Source organism: Streptomyces sp. NPDC051664 (assembly GCF_044453545.1).
Classification (GTDB): domain Bacteria; phylum Actinomycetota; class Actinomycetes; order Streptomycetales; family Streptomycetaceae; genus Streptomyces.
Map to the genome: position 1 here is coordinate 1 of NZ_JBITCU010000041.1, position 19,921 is coordinate 19,921.

At 70.3% G+C, this 19,921-nt stretch carries 18 protein-coding genes and 2 pseudogenes; 13 read left to right on the top strand and 7 right to left on the bottom strand.

What is annotated here, in order from left to right:
• The 4 genes and pseudogenes from ACIA8E_RS37150 to ACIA8E_RS37165 form a co-directional block, all read left to right on the top strand.
• Positions 1-149 (top strand): annotated as a pseudogene (locus tag ACIA8E_RS37150) (4-hydroxy-3-methylbut-2-en-1-yl diphosphate synthase); the annotation flags it as partial.
• Positions 150-323: 174 nt separating this feature from the next.
• Complete coding sequence (locus ACIA8E_RS37155; RefSeq protein WP_399305292.1) at positions 324-1,169, top strand: GNAT family N-acetyltransferase; 846 nt, start codon at positions 324-326, stop codon at positions 1,167-1,169.
• A 118-nt stretch (positions 1,170-1,287) separates the two neighbouring features.
• Positions 1,288-1,857 (top strand): GNAT family N-acetyltransferase, encoded by a 570-nt coding sequence (locus tag ACIA8E_RS37160; RefSeq protein ID WP_399305295.1) that lies wholly within the window; start codon positions 1,288-1,290, stop codon positions 1,855-1,857.
• A 79-nt stretch (positions 1,858-1,936) separates the two neighbouring features.
• On the top strand, positions 1,937-3,637 hold the full coding sequence (locus tag ACIA8E_RS37165) for a proline--tRNA ligase (protein WP_399305298.1): 1,701 nt from the start codon (positions 1,937-1,939) through the stop codon (positions 3,635-3,637).
• An 88-nt stretch (positions 3,638-3,725) separates the two neighbouring features.
• Here ACIA8E_RS37165 and ACIA8E_RS37170 read toward each other — a convergent pair whose 3' ends face one another.
• The 3 genes from ACIA8E_RS37170 to ACIA8E_RS37180 are packed head-to-tail and all read right to left on the bottom strand — an operon-like array spanning position 3,726 to position 5,682.
• Positions 3,726-4,631, bottom strand: a complete 906-nt coding sequence (locus tag ACIA8E_RS37170) for an aminoglycoside phosphotransferase family protein (protein ID WP_399305301.1) — start codon at positions 4,629-4,631, stop codon at positions 3,726-3,728.
• 29 nt (positions 4,632-4,660) lie between these two features.
• Entirely contained in the window at positions 4,661-5,170 is a 510-nt protein-coding gene (locus ACIA8E_RS37175) for a ferritin-like domain-containing protein (RefSeq protein WP_399305304.1), read from the bottom strand.
• Positions 5,167-5,682: a hypothetical protein gene (locus ACIA8E_RS37180; RefSeq protein WP_399305306.1), complete on the bottom strand. Its 516-nt coding sequence runs from the start codon at positions 5,680-5,682 to the stop codon at positions 5,167-5,169. Before ACIA8E_RS37180 ends, ACIA8E_RS37175 begins: the two co-directional genes overlap by 4 nt.
• A gap of 177 nt (positions 5,683-5,859) precedes the next feature.
• Between ACIA8E_RS37180 and rimP the strand changes: the two genes are divergently transcribed.
• The 9 genes and pseudogenes from rimP (at position 5,860) to ACIA8E_RS37225 (ending at position 14,571) form a co-directional block, all read left to right on the top strand.
• Positions 5,860-6,366: a ribosome maturation factor RimP gene (gene rimP / locus ACIA8E_RS37185; protein ID WP_399305309.1), complete on the top strand. Its 507-nt coding sequence runs from the start codon at positions 5,860-5,862 to the stop codon at positions 6,364-6,366.
• A gap of 2 nt (positions 6,367-6,368) precedes the next feature.
• Complete coding sequence (gene nusA / locus ACIA8E_RS37190; RefSeq protein ID WP_399305311.1) at positions 6,369-7,409, top strand: transcription termination factor NusA; 1,041 nt, start codon at positions 6,369-6,371, stop codon at positions 7,407-7,409.
• A gap of 221 nt (positions 7,410-7,630) precedes the next feature.
• On the top strand, positions 7,631-7,909 hold the full coding sequence (locus ACIA8E_RS37195) for a YlxR family protein (protein ID WP_078879240.1): 279 nt from the start codon (positions 7,631-7,633) through the stop codon (positions 7,907-7,909).
• 149 nt (positions 7,910-8,058) lie between these two features.
• Positions 8,059-11,169 (top strand): translation initiation factor IF-2, encoded by a 3,111-nt coding sequence (gene infB / locus ACIA8E_RS37200; protein ID WP_399305314.1) that lies wholly within the window; start codon positions 8,059-8,061, stop codon positions 11,167-11,169.
• A gap of 137 nt (positions 11,170-11,306) precedes the next feature.
• A complete protein-coding gene (locus ACIA8E_RS37205) occupies positions 11,307-11,600 on the top strand; it encodes a DUF503 domain-containing protein (RefSeq protein WP_030933278.1) in 294 nt (97 codons plus the stop codon).
• Between the two features lie 100 nt (positions 11,601-11,700).
• Positions 11,701-12,165: a 30S ribosome-binding factor RbfA gene (gene rbfA, locus ACIA8E_RS37210; protein WP_399305317.1), complete on the top strand. Its 465-nt coding sequence runs from the start codon at positions 11,701-11,703 to the stop codon at positions 12,163-12,165.
• The gene (truB, locus tag ACIA8E_RS37215; protein WP_399305320.1) at positions 12,162-13,061 is read left to right on the top strand and encodes a tRNA pseudouridine(55) synthase TruB; all 900 of its coding nucleotides are present in this window, start codon (positions 12,162-12,164) and stop codon (positions 13,059-13,061) included. Before rbfA ends, truB begins: the two co-directional genes overlap by 4 nt.
• Positions 13,062-13,283: 222 nt before the next feature.
• Positions 13,284-13,481 (top strand): annotated as a pseudogene (locus ACIA8E_RS37220) (hypothetical protein); the annotation flags it as partial.
• A 136-nt stretch (positions 13,482-13,617) separates the two neighbouring features.
• The gene (locus ACIA8E_RS37225; RefSeq protein ID WP_399305323.1) at positions 13,618-14,571 is read left to right on the top strand and encodes a bifunctional riboflavin kinase/FAD synthetase; all 954 of its coding nucleotides are present in this window, start codon (positions 13,618-13,620) and stop codon (positions 14,569-14,571) included.
• A 78-nt stretch (positions 14,572-14,649) separates the two neighbouring features.
• Here the strand turns inward: ACIA8E_RS37225 and ACIA8E_RS37230 are convergent, their stop codons facing one another.
• The 4 genes from ACIA8E_RS37230 to ACIA8E_RS37245 all read right to left on the bottom strand — a co-directional run bounded on the left by ACIA8E_RS37230 (position 14,650) and on the right by ACIA8E_RS37245 (position 19,853).
• On the bottom strand, positions 14,650-16,014 hold the full coding sequence (locus tag ACIA8E_RS37230) for an MFS transporter (protein ID WP_399305326.1): 1,365 nt from the start codon (positions 16,012-16,014) through the stop codon (positions 14,650-14,652).
• Between the two features lie 190 nt (positions 16,015-16,204).
• The gene (locus tag ACIA8E_RS37235) at positions 16,205-18,505 is read right to left on the bottom strand and encodes a xanthine dehydrogenase family protein molybdopterin-binding subunit (protein ID WP_399305328.1); all 2,301 of its coding nucleotides are present in this window, start codon (positions 18,503-18,505) and stop codon (positions 16,205-16,207) included.
• The gene (locus ACIA8E_RS37240; RefSeq protein WP_399305330.1) at positions 18,502-19,035 is read right to left on the bottom strand and encodes a (2Fe-2S)-binding protein; all 534 of its coding nucleotides are present in this window, start codon (positions 19,033-19,035) and stop codon (positions 18,502-18,504) included. Before ACIA8E_RS37240 ends, ACIA8E_RS37235 begins: the two co-directional genes overlap by 4 nt.
• Positions 19,032-19,853: an FAD binding domain-containing protein gene (locus ACIA8E_RS37245; protein WP_399305332.1), complete on the bottom strand. Its 822-nt coding sequence runs from the start codon at positions 19,851-19,853 to the stop codon at positions 19,032-19,034. Before ACIA8E_RS37245 ends, ACIA8E_RS37240 begins: the two co-directional genes overlap by 4 nt.
• Between the last annotated feature and the right edge of the window lie 68 nt (positions 19,854-19,921).

Consider the following 19,921-nt stretch of genomic DNA (forward strand, 5'->3'; position numbering starts at 1 on the left):
AGGGGCAGATCTTCGTCAAGGGCGAGATCATCAAGACGGTTCCCGAGTCGAAGATCGTCGAGACGCTCATCGAGGAAGCCCTGAAGATCGCCGAGCAGATGGAGAAGGACGGCATCGCCTCCGGCGAGCCCGAGGTCTCCATCAGCTGAGGCCGGTCCCCACTCCATGACTGTGCCCCGCCCGGCGAACGAACCGCCCGGCGGGGCACAGTCGTGAGAGACCTCACGGTGGGCCGAAGATACCGGTGACAGCCATGGGGCGGCGTCTCCCAGCCTCTTTGGGTACAGTGCGGAAATCAGCAGACCGCATGGTGAGGCCCCCTCGTGTTGACGCAGACCACCACCCGGGTCCTCGAACCCAGCGACCTCGGCGCAGCGCTCGCCATCCTGGAGAGCGAGCCCGTCGCCAACGCTTTTGTGACGTCCCGGGTTCAGATCGCAGGACTCGACCCATGGCGCCTCGGCGGCGAAATGTGGGGCTGGTACGCCGACGGCCGACTGCGGTCGCTCTGCTACTCCGGCGCCAATCTCGTCCCCATCTGCGCCACGCCCGAGGCCATCAGGGCCTTCGCCGACCGGGCCCGCCGGGCTGGCCGCCGCTGCTCCTCCATCGTCGGTCCGGCCGAAGCGACCGCACAACTGTGGCGGCTTCTCGAACCCGGCTGGGGACCCGCCCGAGAGGTCAGGGCCAACCAGCCGCTCATGGTCACCGAGAGCCCCGCCGCCGATGTGACACCCGACCCTCTCGTACGCCGCATCCGCAAGGACGAGATAGACGTCCTGATGCCGGCCTGTGTCGCGATGTTCACCGAGGAGGTCGGCATCTCCCCGCTGGCCGGTGACGGCGGACTCCTCTACCAGGCACGCGTCGCCGAGCTCATCGGCGCCGGCCGCTCCTTCGCCCGTATCGAGGACGGCAAGGTCGTATTCAAGGCGGAGATCGGCGCGGCCACCCCGCAGGCCTGCCAGATCCAGGGTGTCTGGGTCGCCCCCGAACACCGTGGCCGCGGCTTGTCCGAGACCGGTATGGCGGCGGTCCTGCGCCACGCACTCGCCGACGTCGCACCGGTCGTCAGCCTGTACGTGAACGACTACAACACCGCGGCCCGCAAGGCATACGCCCGGGTCGGCTTCCGTGAGGTCGGCGCGTTCATGAGTGTGCTCTTCTGACCTCGCCGGAGGGAGCCGCTGCGGGCGGGCCCCGCGCACCGTCCAGGCCGGTCCGAAGATCCTCCGGCCGTCCCGGGCACGTATCCCGCAGCCCGGCGCGGACAGTAGGGTTCGGCGCATGGCAGCAGTTTCCGGGGGCGGTGCCCACACTCCGAGTGTCCTGGTCGGGCCGATCGATCTCGCCGCATGCGTGGACGAGGCGCTTGCCGTGCAGGCCGTCGCCTTCGGCCTCGGGCGGAACGAGGTCGACGTACGCCGGCACATCGTCCTCAGACACCTGGAGCACCCGTGTGCCCGCGCCCTCGGAGCCACCACCGCGGCCGGCCGGCTCATCGGGTTCGTGTACGGCATGCCGAACGAGCGCGGCCACTGGTGGTCCACCGTCGTCGAGCCCTATCTGCGCGCCACCGGCTCCGAGGACTGGCTCGACGACTCGTTCGTGATCACCGAACTGCATGTCCACCCGGAGTTCCAGAACCAGGGCATCGGCCGCTCGCTGATCACCACCATCACGGACGCGGTCGACCAGCCCCGTTCCATCCTCTCCGCCATCGACACGGAGAGCCCGGCACGTGGTCTGTATCGCACGCTCGGCTACCAGGACCTGGCCCGGCAGGTGCTGTTTCCCAGCGCTCCCAAGCCGTACGCGGTGATGGGAGCGCCTCTTCCGCTGCGCCGCCGGGCCTAGGACGGCGCCAATCGATTTCCGCCCGCCCGTACCACCCGGCTAACCTCCTGCACATCACCCTTCCGAGCAGGAGTTCATCATGGCCCAGGTCCAGCGCATGTCCCGATTGATGATCAAGACACTGCGCGACGACCCGGCGGACGCCGAGACGCTCAACCACAAGCTGCTCGTCCGGGCCGGTTACGTACGCCGCACCGCCGCCGGAATCTGGACCTGGCTGCCCCTGGGCAAGAAGGTCCTGGAGAACATCACGCGCGTCGTGCGCGAGGAGATGGACGCCATCGGCGGCCAGGAGGTCCTGCTGCCGGCGCTGCTCCCCAAGGAGTCGTACGACGCGAGCGGCCGGTACGAAGAGTACGGCGACCTGCTCTTCAGGCTCAAGGACCGCAAGGGCGCCGAGTACCTCCTCGGCCCCACCCACGAAGAGATCTTCACCCAGGTCGTCAAGGATCAGATCACGTCCTACAAGGACCTGCCCGTGATCCTGTACCAGATCCAGACCAAGTACCGCGACGAGGCCCGGCCCCGCGCCGGTGTGCTGCGCGGCCGCGAGTTCCAGATGAAGGACTCGTACTCCTTCGACACCACCGACGAGGGCCTCATCGAGGCCTACCAGCTGCACCGTGCCGCCTACATCCGCATCTTCGAGCGGCTCGGCCTCGACCACCGCATCGTCTCCGCGGTCTCCGGCGCGATGGGCGGCTCGGCGTCCGAGGAGTTCCTGGCGCCCGCCCCGGCCGGCGAGGACACCTTCGTCGACTGCCCCGCCTGCGACTACGCGGCCAACACGGAGGCTGTGACCTTCAAGGCCACCCCCGTGGACGGCTCGGCGCACGGCCCCGTCGAGGAGCTGGACACCCCGGACACCCCGACCATCGAGACGCTCGCCGCCCACCTCGGGATCCCGGCCTCCGCGACGCTGAAGAACCTTCTGGTCAAGGTCGACGGAGAGATCGTCGCCGTGGGCGTCCCCGGCGACCGCGAGGTCGACCTCGGCAAGCTCGGCGAGCACCTGGCCCCGGCCGTCGTCGAACTGGTCACCGGTGAGGACTTCGTGGGCCGTCCCGACCTGGTACGCGGCTACGTCGGCCCGCAGGGTCTGGAGAAGGTCCGCTACATCGCCGACCCGCGCATCGCCCCCGGCACCGCCTGGGTCACCGGCGCCAACAAGCCCGACACCCATGCCAAGAACGTCGTCTGCGGCCGCGACTTCGAGGTCGACGACTACCTCGACGTCGTTGTCGTCGAGGCGGGCGACCCGTGCCCCAAGTGCGGCGCCGGCCTCAAGCTGGACCGTGCCATCGAGATCGGCCACATCTTCCAGCTGGGCCGCAAGTTCGCGGACGCCTTCCAGCTCGATGTGCTCGGCCAGAACGGCAAGCCCGTCCGCGTCACCATGGGCTCGTACGGCATCGGCGTCTCCCGCGCCGTCGCCGCACTCGCCGAGCAGACCGCCGACGAGCAGGGCCTGTGCTGGCCGCGCGAGATCGCCCCGGCCGACGTCCACCTCGTCGCCGCGGGCAAGGCGCTCCAGACCGAGCTGGCCCTCGAGGTCGCCGAGAAGCTCGGCGCCGCGGGTGTCCGGGTCCTGGTCGACGACCGTGCCGGTGTCTCGCCCGGTGTGAAGTTCACCGACGCCGAGCTGATCGGTGTGCCGAAGATCCTGGTCGCGGGCCGCCGCTCGGCCGAAGGCGTCCTCGAGCTCAAGGACCGCCGTACGGGCGAGCGCGAGGAGCTCACGGTCGACGAGGCGATCGCCCGTCTCGCCGCGCAGGGCTGACGCCCGCTCAGACCGACGAGGGCCCCCGCGCTGTCCGACAGCGCGGGGGCCCTCGCCCGTTTGTGACAGGGCGGCTCCGTCGTGACGGCTACAGCCAGCCGGCGAACTCCAGGGTCAGCTCGCCTTCCCGGCGACGGCCGACCGCCAGCGCGCGGGTGCCCGACTCCACCGCACGGAACAGCGTCCAGCCATGGAGCCGTTCCCGGTCCACGTCCAGCGAATCCGCGAGCTTGTTGACCCGGCGACGGGCGGTCGCCGCGCCGCCGGGGGACGCGATCAGGTCCTCCACCCGGTCACGTACCAGTCGCGCCAGGTCGTAGGCGCGCTCGCCGACCAGCGGCTCCGGCCCGACCGTCAGCCAGGGCGCCCGTTCGCCCGCCAGTACCTTGCTCTGGCGGAAGTTGCCGTGCAGCAGCAGGACTTCGGGGGAGTGGGCGACCAGCTCCTCGCGAGCCGCGAGGGCCGCGGAGACCAGCGGTTCCAGCATCGGGTCGGCCTTCGCGGCAGCCCGCATCGGTTCGGTCCGGCGGCCCGTCCGCTCCTCGACGGTCTCGAAGGAGTGTCCGGCAGGCGGCTCGACCCACAGCCGCCGCACCGTCCCCGCTGCCTCCAGCAGCGCCTTCGCCTCCGGCAGCGAACGCAGCGAGACCTCGGGATGCAGCCGCTCCAGCAGCAGCGCGCCGCCCTCGGAGCCGATGAGCTGCACCGCACCCCAGCCGTTCCAGTGCGCCAGTGCCGCCCTTTCCAGCTCGGGCGCGGCCCCGGACGGAGCGATCTTCAGCGCCGCCGGGGTGCCGTCGGAGCGCCGCACCAGCAGAACCAGGCTGCTGCGCCCACCGGGCGCGGCCACCCGCTCTACGGTCAGCTCCGGCCCGTTCGCGGACAACGCCTCGGCGGTCAGTGCGGAAAGCCGTGCGAGCCAGTCGGCGGCGGCCGGATCCCCGTACACCTCGCCGAGCGCTCGCACCAGACGCTGCGGCGGTTCGAAACCCATACGTGCTGTGTTCCCTTTCAGAGCCTTCTTCAGTGCGTCGGACCTGCCCCGGCCTTCGCAGTGGTCCCTGCCGTCGCAGCGGTCCCGGCCGGCCGGCCCGTGCCGGTGGTTCCGTCGGCGGACCGCTCGGCAAGCCCGGGAAAGGCTACGCCGCTGCCCCGCCAGCGGACCGCACGCACCGCGGCCTCCCGCAGTGCATCCGCGGCCTGTCGTCTGAGCGGCCCTCCGGCAGCCCGTACGAGATCGGAGTAGACGCCCGCGATCCGGTCCTCCAGCAGTGCGGCGAGTTTCACCGCCGCCGCCGAGTCCGGCACCGCGAACGGCAGAGCGTACGCGGAATCCGCAGCGACCGGTTCACCGCCCAGGTCCTGCACGGTCCGCACCAGCTCGTCGCGCCGGGCCCGGTGCGCGTGGTACGCCGCCGTGGCCTCCGCCCGGCGGCCGTCGGCGACCCGGCCGCCGACCACCCCGTACCCGTACACCGCCGCATGTTCGGCGGCCAGCGATGCCTGCGCAGCCTGCAGCGTCTGCGCGCTCATGACGAGGTCTCCTTGGCCAGCTCGGTCAGCAGGTAGGCATGGGCGGCGCCCGCCGCGGCGATCGACGCCAGCAGCCGGGCCAGCTCCGGAGGGGCCTTCAGCAGCGTCGCCGTATGCGCGTCGGCGGTACGGCGCTCTGCCGCGGCCAGTTCTTTGACGGCGGCCTTCGCGTCGGTGGCGGGCGGGCGCGAGAGGGCGAGCGCCCCGCCCTCGCCCTGCGACAGCGCCGTCGTGTGTGCCCGTACGGCGTCCCGCAGCGGTGTGAGTCCAGCCTCGGTCCTCGGATGCGCCTTGACAACCTGGTCGTACTGGACGAGCAGCTCCCGGCTCGTGGTGGCGGCCGTCAGCCGCAAGGTGTTCTCCACCTGGGCCGCAGCGGCCCGCGCGTCGGCGATCGTGGTGTCCTTCCGGCCGCCGCCGTCATCGTCCCCGCAGCCGGCCAGCGTCGCCCCCAGGGCGATCGCCCCCGTCGCGGTGAGCGCACCCCTGCGCGTCGTCCCCGTGCGCCGCACCTGTTCTCCTTCGGGTGTCGATCTGTCCTGACAGGATCTGTCCTGAAGTGATCACCGCAGGCGAGCGTACCCGCGGCTGAGCGGTCGGCGGACGGCAACACCCCTCGGGACCGGATACCCTTTGACCTGACACGCGACGAACCACACAACAGCACACGCGGCCGAGGAGTCACCCGGATGAGCACCACCCAGAGCGAGAGGCTGCGCGGGCTGCTCGAACCGCTCGTCAGCGCCAAGGAGCTGGATCTCGAGGAGATCGAGGTGTCCCGGGCCGGCCGCCGTCGTGTGCTGCGCATCATCGTGGATTCGGACGAGGGCGTGGAGCTCGACGCCTGCGCCGAGCTGAGCCGCGCGATCTCCGAGAAGCTCGACGAGACCGACGCGATGGGCGAGGACGAGTACGTCCTCGAAGTGAGCTCTCCCGGTGCCGACCGTCCGCTGACGGAGCACCGCCACTACGTACGTGCCACCGGCCGCCTGGTCAAGCTGCAGCTGACCACCGGGGGAGCCGCCGACGAACTGGTGGCCCGCATCATCGCGGTCGACGACGACGGGCTGGACCTCGAAGTGCCGGGCGTCAAGGGCCGCAGGCCCACGTCCCGCCGGGTCGCCTTCGACGAGATCGCCAAGGCGCGCGTGGAGATCGAATTCAACCGCAAGGACAAGAAGGAAGAGGAGGCGTAGCCGTGGACATCGATGTGAAGCTCTTGAGGGGCTTGGCGCAGGACAAGGAGATCCCCTTCGACGTGCTCGTCGAGGCGATCGAGTCGGCCCTCCTCATCGCCTACCACCGCACCGACGGGAGCTACCGCCGCGCGCGCGTGGAGCTCAACGAGCGCGGCCATGTGACGGTGTGGGCGAAGGAGGACCCGGCCGACCTCGAAGAGGGCCAGGAGCCCAAGGAGTTCGACGACACCCCGTCCGGCTTCGGCCGGATCGCCGCGACGACCGCCAAGCAGGTCATCCTGCAGCGGCTGCGTGACGCCGAGGACGACAGGACGTTCGGCGAGTACGCGGGCCACGAGGGCGATGTCGTCACCGGCGTCGTCCAGCAGGGCAAGGACCCGAAGAACGTCCTGGTCGACATCGGCAAGCTGGAAGCGATCCTGCCGGTGCAGGAGCAGGTGCCGGGCGAGGAGTACACGCACGGTCTGCGGCTTCGTTCGTATGTCGTACGGGTCGCCAAGGGTGTGCGCGGTCCGTCCGTGACCCTGTCCCGGACCCACCCCAGCCTGGTCAAGAAGCTCTTCGCGCTGGAGGTCCCGGAGATCGCCGACGGTTCCGTGGAGATCTGCGCGATCGCCCGTGAGGCGGGCCACCGCACCAAGATCGCGGTCCGCTCGACCCGCTCGGGCCTGAACGCCAAGGGCGCCTGCATCGGCCCGATGGGCGGTCGTGTCCGCAACGTCATGGCCGAACTCCACGGCGAGAAGATCGACATCGTGGACTGGTCGGACGACCCGGCCGAGATGGTCGCCAACGCGCTGTCGCCCGCCCGGGTGAGCAAGGTCGAGGTCGTGGACCTCGGAGCGCGGTCCGCCCGGGTCACCGTCCCCGACTACCAGCTGTCCCTGGCCATCGGCAAGGAGGGCCAGAACGCCCGCCTCGCCGCCCGCCTCACCGGCTGGCGCATCGACATCCGCCCGGACACCGAGACCGACGCCGAGCGGGACATCGCCGACCGGGAGCGGGCCGAGCGGGCCCGCGACCGGTCCGACCGGTACTGACGGGTACGGAATCGGCCGGCGCCGGTCCGAGGAGTGGACCGGCGCCCGTCCGGACGGCGGACCCGTCCGGTCCCGGAAATGGACTCGAAACGGTCAGGAGCGCGGGCCCGACATGGGCCCCGGGGATATAGATCCACGCTCCATGCCGCTGAGAACACGACAACATCCGTTCGATTTTTGCCCCAAAGGGGTGAGGTCGGTGCGGGGAGGTAGACTTAACCGTGTCTGGCCGGACGCACGCCCGCGCTTGCCCTGAGCGAACCTGTGTGGGATGCCGGGAGCGAGCGGCCAAGAGCGAGCTGCTGCGCATCGCGGTGGACGAGGATGCTTGCGTCCCCGATCCTCGCGGTACGCTGCCCGGCCGGGGTGCATATGTGCACCCCGTCACTGTCTGTCTGGACCTGGCGGTTCGCCGCCGGGCATTCCCCCGGGCCTTCAAGGCCAAGGGGCCGCTCGATTCCGCGGAAGTGCAGCGGTACGTCGAGCGGGTGACACCGTAAGAAACGAGAACGGCACGGGACCCCGTGCGGTCAGGTACCTCGCGAGTTGGAAGTAGGTCGAGATTGCGATGAGCACTCGATGAGTACGCGATGAGTACGCCCATGAAGTAGCGACGGTCCGGCGGTAACCCGGACCTAAAAGGAGCGAAGTGGCTAAGGTCCGGGTATACGAACTCGCCAAGGAGTTCGGCGTCGAGAGCAAGGTCGTCATGGCCAAGCTCCAAGAACTCGGTGAATTCGTCCGTTCGGCGTCCTCGACGATCGAGGCGCCGGTTGTACGCAAGTTGACTGACGCACTGCAGGGGCCCGGCGGCAACGCCGGCAAGTCCGCTGCGAAGCCTGGCGCGCCTCGCAAGGCCGCGCCCGTAAAGCCCGCAGCGCCCTCCCCGGCCGCTGCGGCACGTCCCGCTGCCCCGAAGCCCGGCGCCCCGGCCCCCAAGCCGGCCGCAGCCGAGGCCCCCGGCAGCACCCCTTCCGCTGCCGCGCCTTCCGCGCCGTCGGCGGGCCCGCGTCCGGGTCCCAAGCCCGCGCCGAAGCCCGCTCCGGTCACCCCGGTGCCCGCAGCAGAGTTCTCCGCTCCGGCCCCGGCCCAGCCGGCCGCGCCGCAGCAGGCCCCGCGTCCCGCGGGTGCCGCCCCCGGTCCTCGCCCCGCCCGTCCGGCTCCGGCCGGCGGTCAGCGTGACGGCGGCCGTGGCGGCGAGCGTGACGGTGGCCGTGGCGGCGACCGTCCGGCCCGTCCCGCAGGCCAGGGCGCCCCGCGCCCCGGCGGCTCCCGTCCGGCGGGTCCCCGTCCGGGCAACAACCCCTTCACCTCCGGTGGCTCGACGGGCATGGCCCGTCCGCAGGCACCCCGTCCCGGTGGCGCCCCGCGTCCCGGCGGCGGCCAGGAGCGTCCGGGCGCCTCGCGTCCGCAGGGCGGCCCCGGTGGCGCCCCGCGTCCGCAGGGTCAGGGCGGTGCCCGTCCGAGTCCGGGCGGCATGCCCCGTCCGCAGGCTCCGCGTCCGGGCGGTGCGCCCGGTGGTAACCGTCCGAACCCCGGCATGATGCCGCAGCGTCCCGCTGCCGGCCCGCGTCCCGGTGGTGGCCCCGGCGGTGGCCGTGGTCCCGGTGGCGGCGCAGGCCGTCCCGGTGGCGGTGGCGGTGCAGGTCGTCCCGGTGGCGGCGGCTTCGCCGGCCGTCCGGCCGGTCCCGGTGGCGGTGGCGGCGGTTTCGCCGGTCGTCCCGGTGGCGGCGGTGGCGGTGGCGGTGCAGGCCGTCCCGGTGGTGGCGGCGGCGGCTTCGGCGGTCGTCCCGGCTTCGGTGGACGTCCCGGCGGCCCCGGTGCCCGTGGTGGCACACAGGGTGCGTTCGGCCGTCCCGGCGGTCCCGCGCGTCGTGGTCGCAAGTCGAAGCGGCAGAGGCGCCAGGAGTACGAGGCCATGCAGGCCCCGTCGGTGGGCGGCGTCATGCTGCCTCGCGGCAACGGACAGGCTGTCCGGCTGTCGCGCGGTGCCTCCCTCACCGACTTCGCGGAGAAGATCAACGCCAACCCGGCGTCGCTCGTCGGCGTGATGATGAACCTCGGCGAGATGGTCACTGCCACGCAGTCCGTCTCCGACGAGACGCTGAAGATGCTCGCGGAGGAGATGAACTTCGTCCTCGAGATCGTCAGCCCCGAGGAGGAGGACCGCGAGCTGCTCGAGTCCTTCGACATCGAGTTCGGCGAGGACGAGGGCGGCGAAGAGGCTCTGGTCTCGCGTCCGCCGGTCGTGACCGTCATGGGTCACGTCGACCACGGTAAGACCCGACTGCTGGACGCGATCCGCAAGACGAACGTCGTTGCGGGCGAGGCCGGCGGCATCACGCAGCACATCGGTGCGTACCAGGTCTCCTCCGAGGTCAACGGTGAGGACCGCAGGATCACCTTCATCGACACCCCGGGTCACGAGGCGTTCACCGCCATGCGTGCCCGTGGTGCGAAGTCCACCGACATCGCGATCCTCGTGGTGGCGGCGAACGACGGTGTGATGCCCCAGACGATCGAGGCGCTGAACCACGCCAAGGCGGCCGACGTGCCGATCGTGGTCGCGGTCAACAAGATCGACGTCGAGGGTGCCGACCCGACCAAGGTGCGCGGTCAGCTCACCGAGTTCGGTCTGGTGGCCGAGGAGTACGGCGGCGACACGATGTTCGTCGACATCTCCGCCAAGCAGGGCCTCAACATCGAGGCTCTTCTGGAGGCCGTCGTCCTCACCGCCGACGCCTCGCTCGACCTGCGGGCCAACCCGGAGCAGGACGCGCAGGGTATTGCGATCGAGTCCCACCTCGACCGCGGCCGCGGTGCCGTTGCGACCGTCCTGGTCCAGCGAGGCACCCTGCGGGTCGGCGACACGATGGTGGTCGGCGACGCGTACGGCCGAGTCCGCGCGATGCTCGACGACAAGGGTGAGAACGTCGAGGAAGCGGGTCCGTCGACCCCCGTCCTCGTCCTCGGTCTCACCAACGTCCCGGGCGCCGGCGACAACTTCCTGGTGGTCGACGAGGACCGTACGGCCCGTCAGATCGCCGAGAAGCGCGCCGCCCGTGAGCGCAACGCCAACTTCGCCCGCAAGGGTGTCCGGTTCTCCCTGGAGAACCTGGACGAGGCGCTCAAGGCCGGTCTGGTCCAGGAACTCAACCTCATCATCAAGGGCGACGCGTCCGGTTCGGTGGAGGCTCTCGAGTCCTCGCTGCTCCAGCTCGACGTCGGTGAAGAGGTCGACATCCGGGTCCTGCACCGCGGTGTGGGTGCGGTCACCGAGTCGGACATCGACCTGGCGACCGGCTCCGACGCCATCGTGATCGGCTTCAACGTGCGCGCCGCAGGGCGTGCCGCGCAGATGGCCGAGCGCGAAGGCGTGGACGTCCGGTACTACTCGGTCATCTACCAGGCGATCGAAGAGATCGAAGCGGCCCTCAAGGGCATGCTCAAGCCGGAGTACGAAGAGGTCGAGCTCGGTACGGCGGAGATCCGCGAGATCTTCCGCTCGTCCAAGCTGGGCAACATCGCCGGTGTGCTGGTCCGCTCCGGCGAGGTCAAGCGCAACACCAAGGCGCGCCTGCTGCGCGATGGCAAGGTCATCGCGGAGAACCTCAACATCTCCGGTCTGCGCCGCTTCAAGGACGACGTCACCGAGATCCGCGAAGGCTACGAGGGCGGTATCAACCTCGGAAACTTCAACGACATCAAGATCGACGACGTCATTGCCACGTACGAGATGCGCGAGAAGCCGCGAGGCTGACCCGTACCTCAACAGTCGGGGCCGGTCGACGGGTCGTATTCCCGTCGATCGGCCCCGGCCGTTCCGTGTACGGTTCTTGTGTCCCTGTCAAGCACTGGCAGGGCGCGAACCCGAACCGGCGGGACATCCGGACATACATGTATGTGGGGACACTGTCCTTCGATCTGCTCCTCGGCGACGTACGGTCGTTGAAGGAGAAACGCTCCATCGTCCGGCCGATCGTCGCCGAGCTGCAGCGCAAGTACGCGGTGAGCGCGGCGGAGACGGGCGGACAGGATCTCCATCGCAGGGCAGAGATCGGCCTTGCCGTGGTCTCCGGGGACACCGGACACCTCACAGACGTACTGGACCGGTGCGAGCGGCTGGTCGCCGCCCGGCCCGAGGTGGAGCTGCTGTCGGTTCGACGGCGGCTGCACAGCGACGAAGACTGAACAATGTCAGAACTGTTCGACGCGGCACCGTCCGACGCGCAGGCGCCGGACCCCGGAAGCGTCGGACCGTAAGCAACCCAGAAGGAAGAGTGACGGACCGGTGACCGACAACGCGCGGGCCCGCAAGCTGGCCGATCGCATCCAGGTCGTGGTCGCGGAGACCCTGGACCGGCGTATCAAGGATCCGCGGCTCGGATTCGTGACCATCACGGACGCCCGGGTCACCGGCGACCTGCGGGAGGCCACGGTCTTCTACACGGTCTACGGCGACGACGAGGAGCGGGCGGCCTCCGCCGCCGCGCTGGAGAGCGCCAAGGGCGTGCTCCGTTCCGAGGTAGGCAGGCAGACCGGGGTCCGGTTCACGCCGACCCTGGCCTTCGTCCCGGACGCCCTGCCGGACAACGCCCGCACCATCGAGGACCTCCTCGACAAGGCGCGGGCCAAGGACGCGGAGGTCCGCGAGGTGTCCACCGGTGCGAAGTACGCGGGCGACGCCGACCCGTACCGCAAGCCGGAGGACGAAGCGGACGAGTCCGACGAGAACGAGGACTCAGCCTCCGAATGACACAGCAGAACAGGACGCCGGACGGCCTTGTCATCGTCGACAAGCCGTCCGGCTTCACTTCGCACGACGTCGTCGCCAAGATGCGCGGCATCGCCCGCACCCGTCGCGTCGGGCATGCCGGCACGCTGGACCCGATGGCGACCGGCGTTCTCGTGCTCGGTGTCGAGAAGGCCACCAAGCTTCTCGGCCATCTCGCACTGACCGAGAAGGAATACCTCGGCACGATCCGGCTCGGCCAGGACACCGTCACGGACGACGCCGAGGGCGAGATCACCTCGTCCACCGATGCGTCGGGCGTCACGCGTGAGGGCATCGACGCCGGTGTCGCGGCGCTGACCGGGGCGATCATGCAGGTGCCGTCCAAGGTCAGCGCCATCAAGATCGACGGCAAGCGGTCGTACGCGCGGGTGCGCGGCGGCGAGGAGTTCGAGATCCCGGCCCGGCCGGTGACGATCTCGTCCTTCAACGTCTACGACGTCCGTGAGGCGGTCGCGGCGGACGGGACCCCGGTCGTCGACCTGGTCGTCTCCGTCGTCTGCTCCTCCGGTACGTACATCCGCGCCCTCGCCCGTGACCTCGGCGCCGGCCTGGGTGTCGGCGGGCATCTGACCGCACTGCGGCGCACCCGCGTCGGTCCGTACGGTATCGATACGGCGCGGACGCTGGATCAGCACCAGGAGGAGCTGACGGTGATGCCGGTCGCGGAGGCCGCCGCCGCCGCGTTCCCCCGCTGGGACGTGGACGAGAAGCGGGCCAAGCTGCTGCTGAACGGGGTGCGGCTGGACATGCCCTCGTACCCGCCGGGACCGGTCGCGGTCTTCGGGCCCGACGGAACCTTCCTGGTGCTGGTCGAGGAGCAGAAGGGCAAGGCCAAGAGCCTCGCCGTCTTCGGCTGAGGGCCGGCCGCCGGCGCCGGGATCGCCCCCGGACGCCGGATGCCCATCGTGGAGCGGGCAGCCCCCCGTACCCGCTCCACGATCCCCCTCGAGGTGTCTGTCCACCGGCACCCACGAATTCACCCCCACGAGCAGGCGCTCGGAGTGAACCAGGGGTGCACTTGGGGGCGCATTTGCTCCGAGTGGTTCTCGCGCTGATCATCGCCGACCTAACGTCGGACCATGGGAAGCGGGGACCGGTCGACGCTGGTACGTATCTGCGATCCGGCCGGCGGGCCGCGCGGGACGGGGTTCGTCGCGGACGACCGCGGCCCGGTCGCCACCAGACACGAAGCGGTCGACGGCCTGCTGCGACTCGTCCTGCACGGGACAGGTGACCGCAGCTGCCGCGTCGAGGCCGATGCGATCACCGCGCTCCCCGGCGCGCGGTGGACCGTGGAGACCCTGTCCACCGGGATGACGATGCCGATGCAGGGCCCGGGCCGGGGGCATGGCAGTCTTAGACCTGCATAAGAAGTAAACCCACGTACACAGGTTCGGGCGAGGAGCGGTCACAGTGCAGCGCTGGCGTGGCTTGGAGGACATCCCCCAGGACTGGGGACGCAGCGTCGTCACCATCGGCTCCTACGACGGGGTGCACCGCGGACACCAGCTGATCATCGGCAGGGCCGTGGACCGCGCGCGCGAGCTGGGCGTGCCCTCGGTCGTCGTGACCTTCGACCCGCACCCCAGCGAGGTCGTACGGCCCGGCAGCCATCCGCCGCTGCTGGCGCCGCACCACCGGCGCGCCGAGCTGATGACCGAGCTGGGAGTGGACGCGCTGCTGATCCTGCCGTTCACGACCGAGTTCTCGAAGCTGGCGCCGGCCGACTTCATCGTGAAGGTGCTGGTCGACAAGTTGCACGCGCAGCTCGTCATCGAGGGTCCCAACTTCCGTTTCGGCCACAAGGCCGCGGGGAACGTACAGCTTCTCACCGAGTTCGGTGCGACGTACGACTACAGCGTCGAGGTCATCGACCTGTATGTGAGCGGCGAGGCGGGCGGCGGCGAGCCGTTCTCGTCCACCCTCACCCGTCGGCTGGTCGCCGAGGGCGATGTGGAGGGCGCTGCCGAGATCCTGGGTCGTCCGCACCGTGTCGAGGGCATCGTGGTGCGCGGCGCACAGCGTGGCCGCGACATGGGCTTCCCGACGGCGAACGTGGAGACCCTGCCGCACACGGCGATCCCCGCCGACGGCGTGTACGCGGGCTGGCTGAACGCGGACGGCGAGACGATGCCCGCCGCGATCTCGGTCGGCACGAACCCGCAGTTCGACGGCACGGAGCGGACGGTGGAGGCGTACGCGATCGACCGTGTGGGTCTTGATCTGTACGGACTCCATGTCGCCGTCGACTTCCTCGCGTACGTCCGCGGGATGGCGAAGTTCGACTCGCTCGACGACCTGCTGGTGGCGATCGCCGCCGATGTGAAGCGGGCCGGCGAGCTGGTCGCGGCGTACGACCGCGGCTGATCCTTCTCGCACCTACGACTCCGGCCGGGACCGCTCTGCGCGGTCCCGGCCGGAGCCGTAGGTGCGTCGGGAGGCGGCTCAGGAGTTGAGCTCCTCCAGCGTCTTCCCCTTGGTCTCCACCGCGAACAGTGCGATCACTGCGCCCACCACGGCCATGCAGCCCAGCTGGGCGAAGACCATCGTCAGGCTGCCTCCCGAGCCGATGATGGCGCCGACCACGATCGGTCCGAGGATGACACCGAGCCTGTTCCACACCCCGCCGAACGACGCCCCGCGCGCACGGCTGCGGGTCGGGTACAGCTCCGGTGTGTAGAGGTACAGGCTGACATTGGTCGCGAAGACGAAGAGCGTCGCGACCGACGCCCAGACCGCGACCTGCCCGCCCGAGGTGGCACCGGAGACGGCCAGTGAGAGCAGGGCGACCGCCGAGCCGCCGAGCCCGATGGTGAGCGAGATCCGGCGGCCTACCCGGTCGATGATCAGGGCCACGAGGAGACAGCCGATCAGCCCGGTCACATTGCTCAGCAGCGAGTAGTTCAGCGCGGTGCGCAGATCGAGGCCGAACGTCTTGGTGTAGAGCGAGGGCAGCCAGGTCGCGATGCCGTGGTTGACGTAGTACGCGACGAACCACAGACCCGAGACGACCACCGTGCGCCGCAGATAGCGGCCGGTGAACAGGTCGCGCAGGCCGCCGCGGGCCGTCTCGACGGCTGTCGCGGGGCCGGGCTCCGGCAGCTGCGCGCCGATGGACTTCTCGACGTCCTGCTCGATCCGGGCGATGACCTGCTCGGCCTCCTCGACCCGGCCGCGGGAGAGCAGCCAGCGAGGCGACTCGGGGACCTGACGCCGCAGGACGACCACCAGCAGTACGGGCAGGGCGCCGATCAGGAACATCACACGCCAGCCGAAGCTGGGCACCACCCAACTGGCTACCAGGGTCGCCGAGGCCAGACCGGCCGGGAAGATGAGCTCGTACAGCAGCACGAACCGGCCGCGATGGTCGGCGCGCGCTATCTCGTTGATGTACGTGGCGGCGACGGGCACGACACCGCCGATGCCGAGCCCCTGGACGAACCGGAAGGCGGTGAACAGGGCGAAGCCGGGCGAGACGGCGACGGCGAGGCTGGCCAGCGCGGTCACGGCCACGCCGAGCGCGACGGTACGGACCCGGCCGATGCGGTCGCCGAGCCAGCCGGCGACGAGTGCGCCGAGCAGCATGCCGACCGAACCGCTGGTGACGATCAGCGTGCCCTGGCCGGTGCTCAGCTTCCACTGTTCGGTCAGGACGGGCAGTGCGGAGGCGGTCAGCAGCTGGTCGAACGCCTCGAAGAACGTGACGGCGCCGATGAGCGTACGGACCTTGATGTGCCAGCGAGAGCTCGGCAGGCGTTCGAGCCTGGCCGAGATGGAGCTCACGGTGGGGCCGGTGGCCACGATTGACATGGGGATCCTTCCGCGAACAGAGGAGTTGCGGCGACCCTAGAAAGAAGTGTCTTAGGGGTCAATAACTAAGTACTTAAATTTCATAACGAAGTGAACCCCGTCCGAACAGGCATTTTGATAGTGAGCGAGGTGCAAGCATGACTCACCGGCCCATGGCGGATGAGCCGTGGGCCGGTTGGAGCGGTGCGGGTCAGAGCAGCTGTGTGCGCTCCCGCGGCAGCGCCTGCAGCGCGTCGAAGACCCGCTCGGGGGAGAGCGGCAGGGTGGTCACCCGCGCACCCGTGGCGTCCTGCACCGCATTGGCGACGGCCGCCGCGACCGGGACCATCGCGCCCTCGCCGGCCCCCTTGGCGCCGAACGGGCCGGGCCCGTGCCCCTGCTCCTGGGTGATCGACACGAAACGCTCGGGGAGGTCCTCGGCCATCGGCACCCGGTAGTCCAGCGCCTCACCGTTGAGCAGCGCGCCGTCCTCGTACCGCATCTCCTCGAACATCGCCTGCGCCAGTCCCATCACGGCAGCGCCCTCGTCCTGACCGCGGCAGAGCAGCTTGTTGACGGCCCGGCCGACATCCCCGCTCGCCACCAGCTGCAGGACCGTCACCTTTCCGGTCTCCGGGTCGACCTCGACCTCCGCACCCGCCCAGCCGATCTCCCAGAAGAGGCAGGGGGACTCCAGCGGGGCGTCGGAGGAGAGCGGCGCCTTGAAGAAGCCCTCGCCGTGGAACTCGTACCCGGTACCGCCGAAGACCCTCGCCACCAGGCCCGGCAGCGGAACCGGTGCGTCTTCCCCGCGCCGAACCGTCCAGTCCTGCAGGGTCAGTTCGGCCGGATCGCAGCCGAGCTGCTCGGCCGCGAAAGCGAGCACCTTCGACCTGGCGTCCTGGGCCGCCCTGAGTACCGCGGTGCCCATCACCGTCATCCCGGACGAGGCGTTGGTGCCCTGGTCGTAGGGGGTGACATCGGTGTCGACCGGCGCGTAGCGCACCTGCTCCAGATCCGTGCCGAGCACCTCGGCTGCGACCTGGCAGAGCGAGGTGGAGGCGCCCTGGCCGATTTCGACCGTGCCGGAGCTGACATAGACCGAGCCGGTGGCCGTGATCTTCACCCGGGCCTGCGCGGGCTTGTTCACCCCGCCGCCGTCCTTGAAACCGATGGCCAGCCCCATCCCGCGATGGGGTTTGCGCTCGCGCCCCTGATAGCCGAGCGCGTCGGCGACCGCGTCCAGGCCTTCGGCGAGATCACTGTCGATCCCGCTCTCGCCCGGCACGAACGGCTCCCCGAGCTGCTTGAGGTTCTTCATGCGCAGCTCGTACGGATCCATCCCGAGCCGCTCGGCGATCATGTCGACCTGGCTCTCGGACGCCCAGGTGGCCTGCGTCGCCCCGAAGCCGCGGAACGGGCCCGCCGGTGTGGTCGTCGTCATCACGCACGACGAGGAGGAACGGATGTGCTGCCAGCGGTACGGTCCCGGCATCCGGTAGCAGGCCTTCTCCGCGACGAGCGGGCTGCCGTCGGAGTACGCTCCCGCGTCCAGCAGCACCTCGCTCTCGCGCGCGACGAACGTCCCGTCCGCCATGACGCCCGTCCTCACTTTCAGGACGGCGGCGTGCTGGCTGAGCGTGAGGAAACCTTCCTCCGTCGTCAGGCAGTAGCGCACCGGCCGCCCGGCCGCCCGCGACAGCAGGATGGCGATGGGCTCGGTCTTGCAGTTGTGCTTCGAGCCGAAGCCGCCGCCCACATACGGCACATGGACGTGGATCCGGCTCTCCGGGGTACGCAGCACCCGCGCCAGCTCCTTGCGCAGCGGGAACGGGTTCTGGGTGGAGGCCCAGATCTCGACCTCCTCGCCGCGCACATCCGCGACCGTGACGAACGGCTCCAGATGGAAGTGATTCATCCGGGAGAAGGTGAAGGAGTCCTCGAAGATGTGGTCGCAGTCGTCCCAGACGGAGTCCGGGCCGGTCTCGTACCGGAACTCGTAACAGACGTTGGGTCGCGGCCGGAGCTGACCGAAGGCCCCTGTTCCATACGGAGGGACGATGCCGGGCGGAGCCTGTTCGAAGAGCTCCGGGGCGTCGGGTGCGAGAGCGGCCTCGATGTCGGGGACGGCCGGCAGCGGCTCGTACGTCACCTCGATCAGCTCCAGCGCATGCAGCGCCACCGCCTCGGACTCGGCGGCGACGGCCGCCACCACATCGCCCGCGTACCGCACCCGGTCCAGGGCGACGATCGGCTGGTCCTTGATGAAGTAGCCGTAGGTGGGGTCGAGTCCGTCGAGCTCGTCACGGGTCAGCACGGCGTGCACGCCGTGCAGCGCGCGGGCCTTGACGCTGTCGACCGACACCAGGCGGGCGTGGGCGTGCGGGCTGCGGAGCACCTTGGCATGCAGCATGCCGGGGAGCCGGATGTCGGCGGTGTACTGCGCCGCGCCGGTGACCTTGAGGGTCGCGTCGGTGCGGCGGTCGCGCGTGCCGATACGGGATCTGCTCATCGGGCGTCCTCGGTGTCACGGGTCGGCTCGTCGTCACGGATCAGCTCGGCCGCCCTGCGTACCGAGTCGATGATCATCTGATAGCCGGTGCAGCGGCATACATTGGAGGAGATCCAGGAGCGGATCGTCTCGTCGTCCGGCTCCGGGTCCTCCCTCAGCAGGGCGGTGGTCAGCATGATCATGCCGGGGGTGCAGTAGCCGCACTGGAAGCCGCCGCACTCCGCGAAGGCGCGCTGCACCGGGCTCAGTTCCCCGCCCGTGGCCTGTCCCGCGACGGTCTCCACCGCGCGCCCGTCGACGCTGAACGCGAAGACGCTGCAGGACGCGGAGGGAGTCCCGTCGATCAGCGTGGTGCAGGCGCCGCAGACACCGCGCTCGCAGGACGCCTTGACACCGGTCATGCCGTAACGCTCGCGGAGCAGGTCGAGCAGGACAGTGTTGGGTGCGATCCGCTCGGTGCGCGGCCGGCCGTCGACGGCGAAGTCGATCGTGAGCCGGGTGCCCGTGTCGCTGGTCATGTCGCTGTTCATCGGGAGGCTCCCTCTCCGGTGGTGCGTCGTTCCAGCAGCCGTCCGAGGAGCACGGCGGCGACATGGCGCCGGTAGCGGGCGCTCCCGGCCGCGTCGCCGATCGCCTCGGGCAGCGCGGCCGCGATCTCGGTGGGGTCGGTGCCCAGCGGGGCGCCGACGGTGTACGGGCGGGTGTACTCGGAGCCCACGGTCATCGTGACCGTCCCCGCGCGGACCGCTGCGGCCACCGTCATCAGCGGGCGCATCGAGCGCTCGTATCCGAACCACACCTGACGTACGTCCGTGATCCTGATCGCGCGCAGCAGACCGCCCGGCGGCTCCGCGCGGCCCCACAGCGCGGCCGGCGGGACGGTGACCGTCCCGTCGAGTGTCAGGAAGTCCAGCTCAGCGTCGAGCGCGCCCAGCATCACCGACATCTCGTACCGGGTACGTCGCGCCATCAGATTCCCGCCGAGGGTGGCCCGTCGCCGGATCCGCTGGGTGGCGATGCTGCCCCAGCCCGCGGCCAGGCCCGGCAGGGCGGCCCGCACCCTGGCGTCGTGCGAGCCGGCGTGATGGTCGACCCCGGCGCCGATCTCCAGCGTCGAGCCGTCCCACTCGACCGCGCCGAGCTCGGGTATGCGCTCCAGTGATACGAGGGTCCGGCAGTCCAGACCCTCGCGGAACTGCGCGAAGAGGTCGCTGCAGCCCTGCGCATAGACCGCGCCGCGGGTCGCCCCCGCCGCCACGGCCTCGGCTGCCGTCGCGGGACGTTCCAGGTCGAAGTCGGGGATGGTGCGCTGGGTGGGCGCCACCATCCCGGTGGGGAGCAGGAGCATGCGGACCGTGCCTCCTGGAGCGGCGCAGCGGTCGATCGCCGATGTCACCACGGAGAGTTATCTAAGAA

Coding starts and splice junctions, on each gene's coding strand:
- ACIA8E_RS37160 (WP_399305295.1), top strand. CDS start 1,288: ATGGCAGCAGTTTCCGGGGGCGGTGCCCACACTCCGAGTGTCCTGGTC.
- ACIA8E_RS37165 (WP_399305298.1), top strand. CDS start 1,937: ATGGCCCAGGTCCAGCGCATGTCCCGATTGATGATCAAGACACTGCGC.
- ACIA8E_RS37170 (WP_399305301.1), bottom strand. CDS start 4,631: ATGGGTTTCGAACCGCCGCAGCGTCTGGTGCGAGCGCTCGGCGAGGTG.
- ACIA8E_RS37175 (WP_399305304.1), bottom strand. CDS start 5,170: ATGAGCGCGCAGACGCTGCAGGCTGCGCAGGCATCGCTGGCCGCCGAA.
- rimP (WP_399305309.1), top strand. CDS start 5,860: ATGAGCACCACCCAGAGCGAGAGGCTGCGCGGGCTGCTCGAACCGCTC.
- ACIA8E_RS37205 (WP_030933278.1), top strand. CDS start 11,307: ATGTATGTGGGGACACTGTCCTTCGATCTGCTCCTCGGCGACGTACGG.
- truB (WP_399305320.1), top strand. CDS start 12,162: ATGACACAGCAGAACAGGACGCCGGACGGCCTTGTCATCGTCGACAAG.
- ACIA8E_RS37230 (WP_399305326.1), bottom strand. CDS start 16,014: ATGTCAATCGTGGCCACCGGCCCCACCGTGAGCTCCATCTCGGCCAGG.
- ACIA8E_RS37235 (WP_399305328.1), bottom strand. CDS start 18,505: ATGAGCAGATCCCGTATCGGCACGCGCGACCGCCGCACCGACGCGACC.
- ACIA8E_RS37240 (WP_399305330.1), bottom strand. CDS start 19,035: ATGAACAGCGACATGACCAGCGACACGGGCACCCGGCTCACGATCGAC.
- ACIA8E_RS37245 (WP_399305332.1), bottom strand. CDS start 19,853: ATGCTCCTGCTCCCCACCGGGATGGTGGCGCCCACCCAGCGCACCATC.